The sequence below is a fragment of the Marinobacter sp. bablab_jr008 genome, assembly GCF_016464145.1.
GTDB classification, from domain to species: Bacteria; Pseudomonadota; Gammaproteobacteria; order Pseudomonadales; family Oleiphilaceae; genus Marinobacter; species Marinobacter nauticus.
This window is the reverse complement of record NZ_JACDWW010000089.1, coordinates 1-17,423: the sequence shown is the minus strand read 5'-3', so window position 1 is coordinate 17,423 and position 17,423 is coordinate 1. Positions and strand designations below refer to the sequence as shown.

The 17,423-nt window shown below is 44.5% G+C and carries 15 protein-coding genes and 1 pseudogene; 13 read left to right on the top strand and 3 right to left on the bottom strand.

Translation table 11 applies throughout. From position 1 onward, the window contains the following. The 5 genes from JIF53_RS18070 to JIF53_RS18050 all read left to right on the top strand — a co-directional run bounded on the left by JIF53_RS18070 (position 1) and on the right by JIF53_RS18050 (position 5,602). Positions 1-894: a glycosyltransferase family 2 protein gene (locus tag JIF53_RS18070; RefSeq protein WP_199453853.1), complete on the top strand. Its 894-nt coding sequence runs from the start codon at positions 1-3 to the stop codon at positions 892-894. Between the two features lie 9 nt (positions 895-903). Continuing rightward, the gene (locus tag JIF53_RS18065; protein WP_199453851.1) at positions 904-1,887 is read left to right on the top strand and encodes a polysaccharide deacetylase family protein; all 984 of its coding nucleotides are present in this window, start codon (positions 904-906) and stop codon (positions 1,885-1,887) included. A gap of 69 nt (positions 1,888-1,956) precedes the next feature. Continuing rightward, the gene (locus JIF53_RS18060) at positions 1,957-2,922 is read left to right on the top strand and encodes a glycosyltransferase (protein WP_199453849.1); all 966 of its coding nucleotides are present in this window, start codon (positions 1,957-1,959) and stop codon (positions 2,920-2,922) included. An 86-nt stretch (positions 2,923-3,008) separates the two neighbouring features. After that, positions 3,009-4,103: a hypothetical protein gene (locus tag JIF53_RS18055; protein ID WP_199453847.1), complete on the top strand. Its 1,095-nt coding sequence runs from the start codon at positions 3,009-3,011 to the stop codon at positions 4,101-4,103. A gap of 446 nt (positions 4,104-4,549) precedes the next feature. Next, positions 4,550-5,602: an acyltransferase family protein gene (locus JIF53_RS18050; protein ID WP_199453845.1), complete on the top strand. Its 1,053-nt coding sequence runs from the start codon at positions 4,550-4,552 to the stop codon at positions 5,600-5,602. 288 nt (positions 5,603-5,890) lie between these two features. Here JIF53_RS18050 and JIF53_RS18045 read toward each other — a convergent pair whose 3' ends face one another. Together JIF53_RS18045 and JIF53_RS19695 are read right to left on the bottom strand one after the other, a co-directional pair. Next, positions 5,891-6,142 carry a transposase gene (locus JIF53_RS18045; RefSeq protein ID WP_323127213.1) on the bottom strand — a complete coding sequence of 84 codons (252 nt, stop codon included), beginning with the start codon at positions 6,140-6,142 and terminating at the stop codon, positions 5,891-5,893. A gap of 209 nt (positions 6,143-6,351) precedes the next feature. Continuing rightward, positions 6,352-7,686, bottom strand: coding sequence for an O-antigen ligase family protein (locus tag JIF53_RS19695; protein WP_199453843.1), 1,335 nt, complete (start codon positions 7,684-7,686; stop codon positions 6,352-6,354). A 228-nt stretch (positions 7,687-7,914) separates the two neighbouring features. On the opposite strand from JIF53_RS19695, the gene JIF53_RS18035 reads away from it, so the two are divergent. From JIF53_RS18035 to JIF53_RS18015, 5 genes are all read left to right on the top strand, one after another. Then, on the top strand, positions 7,915-8,916 hold the full coding sequence (locus JIF53_RS18035; protein ID WP_199453836.1) for a GNAT family N-acetyltransferase: 1,002 nt from the start codon (positions 7,915-7,917) through the stop codon (positions 8,914-8,916). Between the two features lie 61 nt (positions 8,917-8,977). Beyond that, a complete protein-coding gene (locus JIF53_RS18030) occupies positions 8,978-9,916 on the top strand; it encodes a glycosyltransferase (RefSeq protein ID WP_199453834.1) in 939 nt (312 codons plus the stop codon). Positions 9,917-9,928: 12 nt separating this feature from the next. After that, the gene (locus JIF53_RS18025) at positions 9,929-11,137 is read left to right on the top strand and encodes a hypothetical protein (protein WP_199453832.1); all 1,209 of its coding nucleotides are present in this window, start codon (positions 9,929-9,931) and stop codon (positions 11,135-11,137) included. Between the two features lie 41 nt (positions 11,138-11,178). Further along, complete coding sequence (locus tag JIF53_RS18020; RefSeq protein ID WP_199453830.1) at positions 11,179-12,705, top strand: oligosaccharide flippase family protein; 1,527 nt, start codon at positions 11,179-11,181, stop codon at positions 12,703-12,705. Beyond that, complete coding sequence (locus JIF53_RS18015) at positions 12,706-13,533, top strand: glycosyltransferase (RefSeq protein WP_199453827.1); 828 nt, start codon at positions 12,706-12,708, stop codon at positions 13,531-13,533. Between the two features lie 5 nt (positions 13,534-13,538). On the opposite strand, the gene JIF53_RS18010 is transcribed toward JIF53_RS18015, so the two are convergent. After that, a complete protein-coding gene (locus JIF53_RS18010) occupies positions 13,539-14,702 on the bottom strand; it encodes a glycosyltransferase (RefSeq protein ID WP_199453825.1) in 1,164 nt (387 codons plus the stop codon). A 71-nt stretch (positions 14,703-14,773) separates the two neighbouring features. On the opposite strand from JIF53_RS18010, the gene xrt reads away from it, so the two are divergent. The 3 genes and pseudogenes from xrt to JIF53_RS19340 all read left to right on the top strand — a co-directional run. Further along, positions 14,774-16,306 carry an exosortase gene (gene xrt, locus JIF53_RS18005; RefSeq protein ID WP_199453823.1) on the top strand — a complete coding sequence of 511 codons (1,533 nt, stop codon included), beginning with the start codon at positions 14,774-14,776 and terminating at the stop codon, positions 16,304-16,306. Between the two features lie 185 nt (positions 16,307-16,491). Continuing rightward, positions 16,492-17,139 carry a PEP-CTERM sorting domain-containing protein gene (locus JIF53_RS19540; RefSeq protein WP_228285623.1) on the top strand — a complete coding sequence of 216 codons (648 nt, stop codon included), beginning with the start codon at positions 16,492-16,494 and terminating at the stop codon, positions 17,137-17,139. A gap of 80 nt (positions 17,140-17,219) precedes the next feature. Then, positions 17,220-17,423, top strand: a pseudogene (locus JIF53_RS19340) (IS3 family transposase); the annotation flags it as partial.

Here is a 17,423-nt window from a genome sequence, read left to right as displayed (position 1 = left end):
ATGAATGAGCAACCGCTGGTTAGCGTTGTGATAGCAACCTATAACATGGGGCAGTACCTGCCTCTTGCAATCGACTCCGTTCTGAATCAGACCTGGACTAACCTCGAAGTCGTAGTCGTTGATGATGGTTCCGAGGACGATACCCGTGAACAAATGAAAAAGTATGGAGGGGATCCCCGGGTTCGCTACATTCCAACAGAAAACAAAGGCCAACCGCAGGCGAAAAACAGAGGGCTACAAGAGGCAAAAGGGGACTTCATTGCCTTTTGTGATGCAGATGATCTTTGGCAGCCACATAAACTTGAAGTACAGATACCCTGCTTTGACAACGAGGATGTAGGCGTCGTGTATAGCGAAGTTTCTTATATTGATCAGCACGGAGAGCCAGTAGACAAGGAAACACCCTATGAACGCTATAGCGGAGTGGTAACAGATAAGCTGGTTATTAAAAACTTCGTACCATTCGGAACGGCTGTGATCCGCCGGAGTTGTATGGAGGAGGATGGTGCATTCGATGAAGATTTACCCATGGGTATTGATTGGGATTTGTGGTTACGTTATTCAATGAATTGGCAGTTCCAGTACGTACCAGATAAAACTTATACCTACAGAATCTGGCCAGGACAGATGTCAAAGAATTACAGGGGCAGATATAAGAACGCATTCCTGATTCTTAATAAATTCCTGGAGACACATCCTAATGCCCTACCAAAAGCTGTGCAGGCAAATGCATGGGCAGATATGTATGTTAGCCGTGGGATGTCCCTGGCAACCGCAGAGAAGCTTTTTTTCCAACCGTTAAAGGACGTTCTGACCGGTTTGCGATATAACTTCTTTTTTCTCCCCGGGTGGAAAGCCCTGCTTAAACTGTTGTTAGGCCGGGCGCGGGTCTGAGGTGATCAGATGACGCCTAATGATTTGATCTATCGGATTGTTCGACCTTTTGGTGGGCTTAAGGTCGCCAAGTACCTTTCTCGAAAGCATCCACGAATTCTGATGTATCACCGGATTGTACCAAACGTTACTCCGGGGGCGATCGATATCAATCGATTTAGACAACAGATGAGAACCATAAAGCGCGAGCTCAATCCAGTAAGCCTGACTGATCTGATTGTTGGCCACGAGAAAAATAATATACCAGAAAATGCTATTGTCATTACATTCGATGACGGTTACGCAGACTTTTACGACTATGCATACCCCGTATTGATAGAGGAGAAAATACCCTGCACATTGTTTGTTACAACGGGCTTTGTGAATGGCGACAACTGGCTTTGGCCTGATCGACTTCGATATTGTGTGGACAATACTCCGCAAGAATCTATTCGGCTCCCTGGCAAGAGTCAGTCGTTAAGTCTTAGAGGGTGCAGAACCTCGGTCTGGAATGCCATTGCCGATTATTGCCTTACTTTACCAAATAAAGAAAAGATAGAATTTCTTGATCGTGTGGAAACAGAACTGAGGGTCGCGCCGCCCAAGGCACCGCCGCCACAGTTCAAGGCTCTCGACTGGAGTCAGATTCGCGAGATCGCAGGTGCGGGCTTTGAGATTGGGAGCCACTCAGTTAGTCATCCTGTCATGACAAGTCTGGACGATGAGTCACTCCGGTTTGAATTGCTGCAGTCAAAACTTGAAATTGAACGACAGATTGGGCGTCAGGTAACCTCATTTTGCTATCCAAATGGTCAGCCAATTGATTTTGACGAGCGGGTAAAAACCGAGGTCCGTAGAGCCGGCTATAGATGCGGTCTGGCAGCATTTCCGGGTCGGGCTACTCTTGGAGATCTAATGGCAGTTCATCGTTATCCAGGAGGCCTTTCAAATTCCCTCTTTGAAAAAACGGTTTTTGGTTTGAGTTTTCTTGGTTTACCTCATAGTTTCGGTTAGTGGCCATTATTATGTTAATAACATGGCTATTATAATATTAAGATAGTGATTGATGAAGCGGTGCTATTGATGAAAAAGGAAGCTATATTTATAAGTTGGGAGTCTCATACTCGAAGCAAGAGCCTTTCGGATGCAATTGGTATTCCTCTATTTGAGATTGTGGTTGTAGGTAATCGTTTTAAAAGATACTTCTTTTCCATGATAAAAACGGCGTTGTTGATTAGGAGGATTAATCCAAGCGTTGTCATTGTGCAGAATCCATCCATAGTTCTTGCATTTGTCTCTATATTGCTCTCTTTAGGTAAGCGAAAGGTTGTTATGGATGCCCATAATGCAGCAATTTACCCACTTGAGGGACAATGCAAAATATTAAATAGATTCGCGTGGTGGCTTTTGCGAAAAAGCTTTCTTGTGATAGTAACGAATAATGATCTATACCGTGAAGTAGAACGCTTACACGCGAAGCCATTTTTGCTTCCTGATCCCATACCGAGTCCCCCAGTGATGCCCAATACATTTTGTAAAATAAACGACAAGCCTCTTCAGGTTGTGCTTGTGTGTACTTGGGCTCCAGATGAGCCATATCAATCTTTTATTGAAGCTGCTAGATTACTTTGTGATTCTGGTTTTGAGATGAAGATCACTGGAAGACCACCGGATCATATATCGAAAGGTGGATTACCTAAGAATGTAAATCTAACTGGATTCATATCTAAAGCGGAGTATTGGGACCTACTTATTAGTTCCTTCATAATTGTCGACCTGACAACTCGAGATAATTGCCTTGTATGTGGTGCATATGAAGCAGCAGCCGTCGGTGTTCCGTGCATTTTATCAAATAGTGATGTTGCCAGGAAAGTATTTAAAAAAGGGTACGTATTTGTTGATAATAATCCTATGGCGATTGCAGATGGGATTTTGTCAGTCAAAAAAAATCATCTAGAGCTTCGAGATGATATTGTCAAGTTTTCGGCGTCACATGCTGCATATATCCGTCAAGTGATTGATTTTTTAAAAACTGATCTCGAAATCTAAAGGCTGATATTTTGGTTGCGCTTGGTCAAAATATGAACGAAAATATAGGTTAGTGTTGGGATATTAGGCTGAGTGGGGGCGAGGATATGTTGAAAATAAACGTTTGCCATTGTTCTTTTTTGCTGGGGTTGGCGATATGTCCAGTCGTCGCCTTAGCTCAGCCGGTGATTTCTGGTGTGGCGTTGACCGGTGGGCTTTTTGACGGCCAAGAGGTGGTTGTTAGAGGTTCAGGCTTTGGTGATTTTGGGGGCAGAATAATTTCATGGGATGACTTTGAGCAGCAAGTGGTTGGAGAATCTGTCAACGGAAGTCCTGCCAAAATTGGTGTAAATTGGTCTACTCAATATGGCTACGTTGGAGAAGCGATACTTTTTGATGATGAGCGTGCCGTTAGTGGAAATAACTCGGTCAAAATTGATTGGTCTAAGGAGCCAAACGGCTCCAATGTGAAGGCCTTTGGTTGGGCTGGCCAAAGTCCTATCAGTAAGATTTACATCAGTTATTGGCGCTTTATGCAGGGTGATTATAATCCGTCTGACCCTGATAATCATAAGCAGTTTTATTTATTTGGGAGCAAAGGCGAGTTCCCACAATTTATGCCCCTCATTCCTGCAGGCCAAACTGGATGGAGGTTTTACAATAATGTGGGGTCGTCATTAGCTAGCGGATTATTAGAGAAAAATTCGCAGCGTTGGACTTGGGAAAACACCAATTCTGAATTTCAAAGGTGGGAGTGGTTTGTTCAGTTAAACTCTCCTATTGATGCGTACAATGGAATTGTAAGAGGTTGGTTGGATGGTGTTTTAGGTTTCAGTTACGATGATTACCGTGTGAGGTATGTCGATGGCACTTTCGACGACTTTCGTTTAGGACATATGGCGGCTGGGTTTACCGATACAGCGAAAGCATGGTTTGACGATATTTACACAGCTACAACACCCGCTCGTGTAGAGATTTGCGCGGCTAGAATTTGGTCTGAGTGTGGAAAGACAAAAACCATTCAAATTCCGGAACCTGATAAATGGCATGATGATTCGATAGTAGTGAAACTAAGGGGCGTGGACAAATTTTCAGTAAGATCTAGCTATTTATATGTAGTTGATGCCGAGGGAAATGTTTCCGAACCCTTTGGTCTCAATACTTTGGCTGCACCTGAGCCCCCGGATTTGAAGGTCGACTAGCCGGTATTTCTCATAGGATATTTAAAAAGGGGCTTAAATTCACAGAACTTTAGAACATAACTTCAGGGGTCAGCATCGACAACCGATACCCAATAATACCTAAAAAGCATAACCTTTATTCCATTCTTCAACCGCGAAATTGAAGCTGTCTCTCTGTAGGGTTCATTGCGTCGGATTCTAGACTTCACTAGCTTTGCGACGCCTAAATACCATTGCTCAACCGCCGAAGATCTGGGTGAGTTACGATCTTGTGCAACTCGGTGCCGAATTTCTTTTCGGTAGTCGGTTAGTGATATCAACCGTTGTGGGCATCTAGTTTAGTTTTGACATTAAAAGTGTCGAAAGTCTATATAATTGGAGAGATATGCACGTTCTCGCTCCTTGTTTTTGCTCGGCGGATTAAAAGTTGCTTTGTATTTTACTTTTTCAGGGGGGGAGGCAGACCGATGAAAGCTGTGAGTCGAATTCACGCACTTGATATTTTTCGGTTTGTAGCGGCCTTTGGGGTTGTTCTCTATCACTATACGGCAAGGCCGGAAGGCACCATTGATTCGCTTTCGACGATTTTTCAGTATGGGTATTTGGGTGTTCCGATTTTTTTTATGATCAGCGGCTACGTGATTGCGCTTAGCGCTCAAGACAGGACCGCTTATCAATTTGGGGTCTCGCGTTTTGCCAGGCTCTATCCAGGTTTATGGGCTTGTATGGCATTCACCGTCGCAATTATATACGCAACCGGCGGCAAACTTCCGGGTGCTGAGCAATTCTTAACTAACGCCATGCTAATAAATGATTATTTAGGGCAGCCAGACATTGACGGAGTTTACTGGACACTACACGCAGAGCTTAAGTTCTACGCATGCGTAATGATCTTGGTTGCAACCGGGCTGTTCCCAAAATACAAAATCTGGCTTACCATTTGGTTGGCCCTGACAATTGCAAACCACATGACTGGTCAGCCAAATTTCATGGGCTGGTTTATAAGTCCGAGCTGGTCGCCGTACTTTATTGCCGGGGTGGCAATGTTCCACATGAGCGAACGGCGGCCAACATTTTTCAGTGTCAGTATTCTGTTTGGTGCTCTCGCCATGGCAACTATCCAGAGCTACCGGGTTGCTGGAGGTTTCATTCCTGATGCCGGGGTAACCGAACGACTAATAGCTTCGGGCTTGATGTTGGCTTTTGCGTTTGGGCTACTTGCCGTCTCGCTACGTATTGTCATCGTCAAACCAGCCAAGTGGATCGTAACGATGGGTTGCATGACGTACCCGCTCTATCTTATCCACAATCGATCGGGCAAGGCGTTGATAGATGGTCCGCTAAGTGCCGTGCCCGAATGGGCAGCCCTATCGATAACCGTTGCGCTGATGGTTGTGAGCTCTTACCTGATTTTCAGGTTTGTGGAGCGGCCGATAAGCAACTTGGTAAGAAGGTTTGGACTCAAGCTGCCTGGGTGGCTGGCACGAACAAAGCCGCAGGCCATAAAAGAGTCAATCTGAATTATTTTCTAGCTTCATCGATTGGCACTACTAGGCTTTTCTGGGGAATGCGGAATCGGCGGTAGTAGTTGGACTAAACCTTCTTCACTTCTCCAATGGTGTCGTTGGTGCTCAGGTCCTCCTAGCCCGGATTTCTCATAGTCACCCAGCCAGTCTCGCAGGCCGGGCGGGTTCCCGCCATGACCGCTCAGGTGCGGCCATTATTTGCTGGTTGTTGATCAATTTCTGTTGCCTGGACCCACCTCCCCCTTTCCCCCCCATCGCGTCGGGCCGGGGGTGCCCGGTCAGCTACCCCGAAACCAAGCGGCGCACCAGATCCGTGAGTTCGTCTTTGTAGGGATAGCCGTCACTCATCAGCGCTCGGATTCGACGAGGATTACGAATGATGACCGCGCCAACCTTGATATGCTTCAGTCGTAGATTGCTGGCGCTCACACGCTCGAAGGGCGTCTTTTTCAGGTGTGACCGTAATCGTTCGAACAAGGTGTAGGCAAAGCCTGACAGGATCAGTCGGGCGGTGTTTCTTTTCGACTTCCCGATGCTGGAGCAATCCGGCATCGGAGGTTAGTTATGTGGCCACCGGAGAAATCGGCTTCAATTTGGCGGCGACAGAGTGGCGAGAATGTCAGCTTTTCGGGTACCATTTTGGATAGCGGCGGTTAGTGTTGTTTTTTTGTGTAGGAGCTTGAAATCATGCCACTTTCAGCCGCTTCTTCCTCCTTACGCTACCTTCTCATGAGAAATCCGGGCTAGTCAATCATTCGGTCACTGGTTTTAAGTTTGGTGCAGGTCAGAGTTGCTTTTCCACTTGCAGGCATATGGGCTTTTGCCCGGCGTGAATATCGGTGGGCAGTTAGTCTTGAGCCCGCACCGTTGCCAAATTCTTGATCGCCCTCGATTGTTGTCCTCCACAAAGCCATTGTTATGCCTGCGGCAAACCACCAATAAATTTCGTAAGTATCCATGCCAAAGAGTCCGAGAAATAGCCTGGCAAATGTGAATGCTACAACGGCTTTTGATATAGCAAGGATAAGCGAAGAATTTTTTTGGCTTAAGTTGTTTGAAAAGATAGCCTGTGATTGGATTTTTCTATTGGTTCGAATAATAGTTGTCACAAAATAGCTAAAAGCTATCAATCCAAATATGCTGAGATTAGTCAGTAGTTCGAAATAGAGGTTGTGTGTATCTTGGAATCGCCCGAACATCTCCATGCGAACACTTGGAAATGCTGCTACACCGACCCCCCATGGATGACTTATAAACACATGTAAAGCATCCTTAAGTATCTGAATCCGAGTTTCCGCAGATGCGCCCTCCTTCTCTTCGAGAGTAAAGATAGACATAAACCTGTGAATATAATCCTCAGGTAGCAAGAAAATTCCCAGTGGAATAATTAGCGCAGCAAATGCAAGCATTTTAAATTTTCCAAGGCCTTTCTTTTCCCAAAAGAAGTATAAGGCTAAAAGTCCTGTGGCTATGTAACCTGTGCGAGATCCGGTGAAGACGATGATGATAATGCAGCAGACCAGAAGAGCTGCCAGAGCAAGTTTTTGAATTTTATTAACAACTGGAAAGAGGTAGTAGATAAAAGGCAGGCAGCCTACCGCCATCCCACTGAACGAGTTGGGGTGTCCATAGAGGCCACCTTGTTGCCCGTGCAGGCGCGGAACGCCCTGATTCTCCCAAACCATTCCGCCTGTAAACCAGCCCACAAAACCTTCCTGGCCTAGCTTCATCATGGCCAGGAGAAATGCTCCTATTGCCATTTTGAGCGCCCAGCTGGTTCGAATAAATGCAGTAAAGAAGAGGGCGAGCATCGAAAACTTTACTACTCGCTCGAAAAAAATCGCCCATGATTGTGAGTGGTCGTAAGAGAATGCCGTGTAGAATGCGAGCACACTAAAAAAAATAATTATGGGTTTTTTCAGAGGGGTAGAGCTTCCTGATTCGTTAAGGAGCCGGATAGCTGCACAGATGACAAGAAATGTTCCTAAAAGAAACTCAAACCGGATGGCCCCCAAAATGGCTACTCTTGTGCCTAATTGCAGGTACCATGTAAAGATGAAGACGCAGGTCGCGATCACCAGGAATTTGCTCTCCTGGTCTTCATAGGAGCGCTTTCTGCGTAGAGTCTTTTCCTTGCCTGGTTTGTGTAGGAGTGATAATACCATTTTGATTGTTTCGCTCCGATGAGGAAAAGCTGATCCTTAAGAATACTTGGTTCCTGAGGCGCACTGACTATGGCGTCCCCAATCGGTTCCGGGAATGCGATAATATCGAGAATATCAGACTTGGGCAGAAGAGAGATAACATTGAGCCTGTTTCAAACGAATGCCTGGCAGGAAGCGTGGTGGAATGAGTGGGGGCGTGAACGCGGCGTGAAGCTTTTATTGCCAGGAGGCGCGGAGCGATCCGGGGTCTACCTGCATAGCTATTCTATGAACCATTTGCTCCGAATTCATTGTCTTCAGTTTGTTGGCACAAGCTATAGAGCCCTCTCCACGCCAAGGACAGAGTACAATTCGTTAGGTGAATTATCACGCTTAGAGTGTGTTCTCGCTGAGGTTAAGGGGGTTAACTGGACCGAGGCGGTTTTTTCTGATCTGGATTCCGACACTAATGAGCTCAATACGATCAATAAATGGGCATCTGAGAATGGCTGGTATTTTCGTTATTTGCGCAGCGAAAGCACTCACGGAATCAACACTACTGACACTTTTAAACGGTATCTTGCATGGCTTGGGAGAAACACGCGCCTGAAGCTCTATAACCGCCGAAGCGTCCTCGAATCTCTGGGGGATGTTAGTGAGGAGAATTTTTGGCCGGATCGGACACAGGAATTCTTTGAACTTTTGAACGAGTTTCACCTGACTCGGTGGGGAACTCCCTGTTTTAACGACCGAAGCCTTGCGTTTCACCTGAAATTTTTGAATAGAGGTGTAGCAGAAGGGGTTGAACCTTTGTTGATGGTTCTATGTAATGAAAACCGGCCAGTGTCTGTGCTGTATAATGCTTTTTATCGCGGGTGTATCTATAACATCCAAGCTGGTTTTCATCAGAGTTTACATCCGAAGCTTGCCCTTGGAACGCTTCACTTGGGTTATGCCATTGAATCTGCATTCCAAAACCCGTCGGTTCATTATTTTGACCTTTTGGCGGGAGAGGGGAAGAATACGAATTACAAGGTGCACCTAGCGCCTGACCAGCGGTCGCTGACGACGTGCATGGTTGTTCGAAGCCCGGTGTTTCAAGTGCTTTATCGCGTCAAAGACCTGATTTTGAGTTTGAGAGGAAGAAACAGTAACTCAGTCTAGATCTGTGTAAAATCTGTCAGGCACACTACTTATCGAATGCTCACATGGAAGGTTAGCTGTCATGTCCGTAAACATCAGTGTGGTTATTCCCTGCTTCAACGCGTCAGCTTTTATTGCTGAAACCATTCGGTCAGTTTTGATGCAAGGTCGCGACGATGTCGAAATTGTGGTGGTTGACGACAAGTCGACAGATGACACGCCGCAGATACTTGAGCAGTTGACTAGAGAAAATCCGATGGTAATACGTGTTGTGTCTGGCGCAGGGAGGGGGCCTGCAGCAGCTCGAAACGTTGGAATTTCCGAAGCCAATGGTTCCTATATTGCGTTCCTTGATGCTGATGATGTGTGGCTGCCGAACAAGCTCCAAAAACAGCTAGTTCGCTTGGAAGAGGCTGGTGAAAAGGGGTTGGTCTACTCCGATCGAATCTGGGTTGATGGTAGCGGTGCTGCCTTGGCTGATTCACCCTTGCAACAAACGTTTCCAGAAGGTTATGTGTTTACGGATATGATTGCGGGGAATTATCTCGTAACTTCGTCGGTACTCGTGCCTAAAGAAGCGTTAATTCGGGTAGGCTGTTTCAGTGAAGCTGAAAATTTTACGAACTGCCAGGACTATCATCTTTGGTTGAGGCTTGCGGAAATAATTCCATTCTATGCCGTTAAAGAGCCACTCATTAAGTACCGTGTTCACGAAAGTAATCGCCATAAAAATGAACGCCCTCGCTATGTTGGTCTCGTGTCTTGCCTCGAATACGCAAAAGAAAGTCCTTTTTGGAATGAGCACTCCCGTAAGCCTTATGAGCCGCTTTTAAAGCAGCGGATCGGTAAATTTCATAGTAGTTATGCTCGAACCTTTTTCAGGCAGGGCAGTTACCGTTGGGCCTGGCATGCTGCGCTGTCTGGCCTTCGTTGCGGTATGTTTGACTGGCGATTGTTGATTATTGCTGGTCTTGGATGGTTACCAGAAAGTATTTTACGTCGTCTTTCAACACTGAAATAAGGATATTTGCCAGTGAAGGCCGAAAAGTTTTTGTCTGTATTGAAGGAAGCATCTGACTTTGTACTAGCGAACCGTGTGGGTGATTCCTTTCAGTTCCGTATGTCGAAAGATGGACAGGTAACCCTTTATTCGTCGGTGTTTGCTGTAATGACCCTCCACTACACGGGCGCTTTGAGCCAGTTCACTGAGCGTGAAAAGCGTGAATGGGCCGCCTACATAAATAGTTTTCAGGATCCTGATACAGGCATCTACCGGGCTCCTGAGATTTTCGAGGGCGGAATTGAGGGTGGTGGCCATAATGAAGAGCATTTGGCTCTGCATCTGGTAGCCCACATTCTTCCTGCGCTTGACCTGCTGGATAGTAGTCCGAAGTACAAGCTCGATTTTGCCAGAAAGTTTCTGAATATAGAAACTCTTCGATCCTGGTTATCAGGCCGGGATTGGTCTAAGGCATGGTTAGAAGGTAACAATCTTCTTTTTGTTGGTCAGTTACTTGTGCATATGCGTGAAACCGGAATAGAGGCGGCTGATGAAGCGCTAGAGGTTTTCATGCAATGGTTAGATGACGAGGTCGATCGTCAAACCGGGCTCTGGGGCACCAACGGATTCTGCGATAGGTACACTGCAATTTACGGCGGGTATCATCAGTTATTGCTTTATTACTATCTTCGGCGGCCTCTTGTTTCACCGGAAAAGTTGATCGATACAACTTTGTCTATTCAGCATATCGATGGAGGTTATTCTCAATGGAATGGAGGTGGAACCTGTCAGGACGTAGACGCAGTTGATATTTTAGTCAACCTTTACAAACTAACCTCTTACCGACGAAGAGATATTCGTCGTAGCCTTCGCCGTAGCTATGCCTCCGTTATGCGCCGACAAACAATCGAGGGCGGGTTTTGTGATCGAATCGGTCACGACTTCAACCATATGGGAATGGAAATGACACGGACCCCGCCAGACCGGGCTAATATGTTCTCAACATGGTTTGGCGTGCACACAATGGCATTAATCGCTGAGATCTTTAAGCACGAATGGCCGGACTGTGAGACTTTCGATGACTTCATTGCTTTTAATCGGAGGTGTTCGATGGGCTGGCATCGCAAAACTCCCTGTGGAGAGTTCCGTTCCTCTGGTTGGCAAGAGCACTTGACCGACAAGGCGAGAGTCAGCGTTCAGGAAGCAGTTGTGCGGCTTTATAGAATTAAGCAGAGGCTATAGGGATCTAGATGTCAATAATGCCGCTCCTTTTCAGGAGTTCAATGTTACGAACAGTTCAAACTTTGGTGAATATTGTAATCGGCATTTTTATGTTGCCTTTTATGATAAGTCATCTTGGTGAGGAGCTATATGGAATATGGATTTTAGTCGGCGGTTTTATAGCTACTTTACACCTCATGGACTTTGGTTTTGCGAGCGCAGTTACACGTTTTATGGTTCGTAATTTGACTGAGAAAAAATACCAAAGTGCAAATGAGGTGATTTCCTCCGCATTCGTGATCTATTTGGTGCTGGGATTATTGATAGCTTTGGTAACATTTTTCATTGCTGAAATTTCTCATGTTTGGGTGACGGATCCGCTTAATGTAAATATGGTTTATTCGGTAATTTTGATAGTTGGTCTTGCGCTCGCTGTTGAATTTCCATTTAAATCATTTGCTGGAGTTTCAATTGCCTACATGCGCTATGATCTCAATGCATTGTCGCAGATACTTGTTAAGTTATTGTCTACGGCTATCACTGTCTGGGCTCTTTTTGAGGGTTACGATCTAATTGCGGTTGCCTGGATTACCTTGGGATCGTCAATTCTATCAAATTTAATTTTCTATTTAATCGCAAGTCATCTATTTAATGAGATGTCCGTTTCTTTTAATAAAGTTAAATATTCCAAGGTAAAGGCATTGGCTGGATTTAGTTTTTGGGCATTTCTTACAGATGTAAGCATTCTGCTTCAGAAGAAGCTGGACATTTTCATGATCGGGTATTTTATCGGTCTTTCTATGTTGACTGTTTATTATGTGTCTTTAAGATTGGTTGAATATGCATTAACGTTGCTATCAAAGGCAACGGGAATCACAATGCCTGTGTTTACAGAGAATTTCTCAAATAATGATTTCGAAAAGCTTCGTGATAATGTGATTATTTTTATTAGAATTAACTTTCTGTTGGGGTTTTATGCGGTTGTTATTTCATTTCTATTTGGTAAGTCGTTTATTAATATTTGGATGGGTGGTGAATTTGATGTAACTCTTGCTTATTATTCTCTATGCATTCTAATTTCAGGGAAGATTGTTCTTTTTATTTACGGTCCACTAGCGAGTGCATTGATGTCGGTTTATCGCCATCAATGGCTGTCATATATTGGTTTTGCAGAACTTTTTTTGTCCGCATTTTTTATATTCTACACAATTGGGGTTCTTGAAAAAGGAATATTGGGTGCATCAATAGGTATAGTTGCGCCCTTGTTTTTAACAAGATTTATTGTTCTTCCTTTGATTGTTCAGAAAGAAATTGGGTTAGGTTTTTTGAGAATATATAAATCGTTGCTTACTCCAGTGCTCTACCTGATAATAGCAACTTTGATTTGTATTCAATTGAAGTCATATTTTTTGGTTGATGGAGGTGTATTAGGTTACATTATATTATTTTTTGTGGTCTCGATGGTCTATTGGTTCTGTGCATTGGGTTCTCTGACAAAAAAAGAGTGGCAACACTTGTTTAACATACTTCCCAGAAAGATTTCAGACTCGCGGTATGCGAAAAAGTTTCTAAATATGGTTGGAAAATAAATGCTCATTGTCAGCCTGACGACGACTAGCGAGAGACTCAAGCTTTGCACACAAACTCTGATATCGCTTGTGAATCAGTCGTTGAAGCCCGAAAAAATCATTGTTTGGATATCCAGTTGCGCTTACCTGCGTGATAAAGGTATTAGCGTTGATCATCAATGGATACAGGAGGTTCAGGCCGAATTGTCGCTGGTGGAGGTACGGTGGACAGATAATACTGGTCCTTACAGAAAGGTTCTGCCAACGCTTGAACAGTGTCGAAATGATGATTTAGTCGTCAGCGCTGATGATGATATTGTTTACGGACGAGATTGGCTTAAAAAAATCATAGCAGCCCATCTAAGATATCCAGGTGAAATCATTGTTGGTCGCGCCAGGAAAGTGAAACGAAATAAGCTTGGTCGGGAAACAACCTACCTTCAATGGCCAATAATTAGAGAAGAACAGGTACTTGATCGGGATTTTGTAGTGACATTTGGAGGTGGGGCATTGCTGCCCCGAGCTGTATTTTCTGATGGGGATATTCTGAATAAGGATTTTCTCGAGGTTGCGCCAACATCAGACGATTTATGGTTGACCAGGATTATTGAGAGTCAAGGTGCGAAAATTCGGTGTGTGCCTGAGATTTTGGATGAGCTATTTTTTGTTGAGCATAATGAAGGGCTAATAAAATCAAACTCTCCTTCTTTAAATACAAAATTTCAGAGTTTTTTGTTTTGGTTGATATATAAGCGGCTTGGAAATCTTGGTGTTTCTATTTGTCAAAATGACGTTGCTTACAAAAAAACAAAGAAGTACTTTGCAACTTATAAATCTAGAAAATTGTAGCTTTGTCATGAAATGATAATTTTTCGACTCTTGGTTTTATTATGATGTTTCTCTAACTCTTTTATCAGTTTCGTAAACTCTGTTAAGAAGAACTTGTGGTTATTCTCTACCCAATACCTTCCACGACGCGCTAGTGTTTGGAGATCTACTTGCGGTGTATCCATAACGCTCTGTATAGTCTGCTCAATATGTTTTGCTGTGGTCAGGTAGCGTGTCCCCATTCCCAGACTCGCTCTGTGCTCGTATTCGACGTGGAACCCTCGCTCTTTAGTTACCAACTCGTTCATGGGAGGTGCATTGGTGGTGATCAGGACAGTACCGTGGGCTAACGCCTCTAGCAAAACCTGACCGAAACCTTCAACTTCAGAGGGTATGAGTACAATTTCAGCCTTTGACCATAATTCTTGGATCTCTTCAACAGATAGATTCGATCTATGGTTTACGTTGGGCGGAAGGTCCTGGCTAACAATCGTCTCTTCACAGACAAGTTCAAGAGTTGGCCAACCAGGATGTTTCTCCCATGCCTCTATGATGGGCAGTGTACCCTTAAATCGGCTTCGACCTGCAATGTGCAAAAATTTTTGGAACGTGTTTTTTTGCGCTATTTTTTCTGGTGGTATTCTAGGTGAGGAAAAGCTGATGAAGCGAGTTTTTGGATGATATTTTTTAAATATTCGATCTGCTTCTTTAGTTTTACACAGTATTTGATCGAAATCAGAAAGGTAGTGTAGATGGTTCTGTGGGAACCACTCTTGGTTTGGGATGAGCCAATTTTTCGACCCGGTTTGTATGCGATTTGGCTGAACGTTTTCAAGGTGGATTGTCAAGTCGTAGTGCGGGCCGTGCCAACCCAAATTACGTGCCTTTCTTTGGATTTTGAGTAAAGCTTCGCGTAATGTAGCCGGACAGCGCCGTTTTATTAAGTAGTACCATTTGTTCGATAATCTAACGTGGGTGTGAGACGGGCGTTGCTGAGGGTCGCAGATAACTTGGTGGCCGAGAGCTTCAATTGTATTCGTAAGTAATTGAATATCTAAAAGAAGCCCGCGACCAGGATTTTTGGTGAAAACAAGCCTCACTCGCATTTGGTGACCTGCTCCGTTGAAGATTTGGTGAGGTGAGCGGATTCTATTAATTGGTAAACTACCACAATCTTGGTGGATTTCCACTGGTAAAATCTATGGTTAGAAGGCAGTATTTATTCCGGGTCAGTTATTAATCAAGGAAGGTTCGCTAGACTGTGAATGGTAGAGAAAATACTCGGCTAGTTGGTAAATTTGCACCCTATATCATAATTTTTGGTGCGTTGTTTATTCTGTTGTCGGAAAATTTAGCCCGCATCGGTGATCGGTGGCTTAAGTTTGATGAGTCATACTCTCACGGTTTCCTGCTTCTTTTAGTATCGATAATTCTTGTTGTAAAAAAACTGAAAACGGAACCTAGAAACCCCGGATTTTATCCGTGGTGGCTTTTTCCATTTTTTCTTGCTCTCCTTGGTTACGCCCTGGGTGGGATATTGAGGGTAGAGGCGCTTCAAGATCTCTTACTCATTCCTATTACATTAAGTGCTTTTGCTATCCTTTTAGGTTGGGAACAGGTTCGGGGATTGGTGCTTCCGGTAGGTGTTATTTTTTTTGCGATGCCATTCTGGGATTACATTTCGTGGCCTTTGCAGCTAATTACAGTTGCAGTTAACGAGGTTTGGCTCGGTCTGCTTGGAATCGATTTCAGGATTGACGGAATTTATGTTTACCTTACTGGCATTGGTGTATTTGAGGTAGCCCATGGTTGCTCTGGGCTTCGCTATTTTTTGGTTGGTCTCTCACTTTCAGTCTTGTATGGGGAACTGAATCTCAAAACTATTTTATCTCGATCTGTTCTAATGCTGGCGGCTGTAAGTTTGGCACTTTTAGCTAACTGGATTCGTGTGTTTGTTATTATCTATATGGGCTATGAGACAAATATGCAGAGTGGCTTAATTGCAGAACATGACAATTTTGGCTGGTGGGTGTTCGGGGTTACTTTAGTTCCTCTTTTTTTATTTGGACGTTACCTAGAGAAAAGGGAAACTGGTACCAAAAATCGTACATTATTGGATCTCAGGAAAACGTCCAATGGTAGATTTATAGCCTCGATGTGCATTGCTTTCTTGTCAATGCTTGCCTTTTTTGTAATCCCTCCAAGCCACGGCACTGTCAGTAAAGAACCAAAAGGCTATGATCTCCGGCTCGATGGAGGGAAATACAATTCTATTTTTCAGAAAAGTCTAGAAGGCTGGCGACCCCAGATTAATAATCCAGACAGGATTTTTCAGCAGAGCCTTTTCGAAACTTCCGTTTCGTATGGTAATCGGGGTAACTCGCCTATTATGTATTATGCTTCAATTCATAGTTATGATTTTCAACGTCAAGGCGCGGAAGTTATCCAATACTTTAATAAGATGTATAATGCGCAAGATTGGAAGGTGATGGATTTGTTCGATATTCAAAGCAATGGTGGTAGGAAACTAAAGGGCTTGACTTTAGAGGAAAGAGGAACCGGCAGGTCGATACACCTTGCCTATGGTTATTATGTTGAGGGTTATTGGGAAGGTAATGAGCTACGTGCAAAATTGGCTCAACTAAAGGGGTTCCATAATTCAAGAACTGATGCATCGGTGTTTGCGTTTGGTGTTGCCTGTTCAGACTGCAATGGTAGGGAAGCTTTGGGAATCTTTATTGATGACAGCCTTTCGCAGTTGGTTTCAGCGGTTGATGATCACTACCAGCGGTAGTTCTGTTGTGTCAGCTAATTTTACGGTTTCGGTTTTTTTTCGCGTTCGCTTAGAAAAAATCCTAATAAAAACAATTCGTTAAGGTTTTGGCTCCATAATTGCTTAAGTTTCTATGACAGGACAGCGAGCGTTAATTCCGCCGTTATGTCTGATATTGGAATAAAGCAAGCTAGGGAGATTAGACAATGAAGTCTTTTAAATATATGGCGGCAACAGGATTGATTATTGCCTCGATGCATGCTAATGCAGGGCTCATCGTTAATGGCGGCTCCGTCCAATCGATCGCTGCTGGAAACGATTTCGCTGCTGACATCGGTGCTGGTCAGTATAACATTGGCGGCAATCTGTTTTTTGATGCCCTTACGTCCGATCCAAAGGTTGACCTAACATTCACCTACCTTGATCACGAAGCAGGATGGGATAATGTTTTCAGCGCATACGGTGTAGGTTCGATTTCAAATCAAGGTGCAGCTTACCTGGATTCCTTCAGTGTCGGAAATGTTGACACCGCAGCAATGGGTGGACTGCTTGATTTTGATTTTGAGGTAGTTGGGCCCGCTGGTGCTAACCTTGGTGGAATTGCGAATGGTTCCAATGCGTTTCCCGAGGCTGGTGGTAAGTCATTCGCGATTATTCTGGACACTACGTTCAGAGGGATAGCTTATGATGCATTGCTGTTGTGGGATGACGCTGGCGGTGGATCCGGTGATGACGATAACCATGACGATCATATTATCGGCTTGACCATTGCAAAAGTTCCGGAGCCGGGCACTCTTGCTTTGTTCGGGCTAGGCCTTTTGGGGTTGGGTATTTCCCGTCGCCGAGTAAGCTAATTTAAGATTCTAAAAAGGGCTGGCTAGATATTAGCCAGCCCTTTTTATTGCAGTTGACCCGTCCTGAATAAGGTTTACACATAGGCCAGGTTGAAAAAGGCGAGATGACTTACAAGCAAGCCCAGGAACGATATGGTATCCAGGGACGCTCGACGGTGCTAACGTGGTTACGTAAGCATGGTCAGCAGGATTGGAGCCCGGCGGCCATGCTCTTGGTACGCAAGGGGGCTGCGATGAACAAATCGGATCTTCCACTTACACCAGAGCAGCGCATCAAAGAGCTG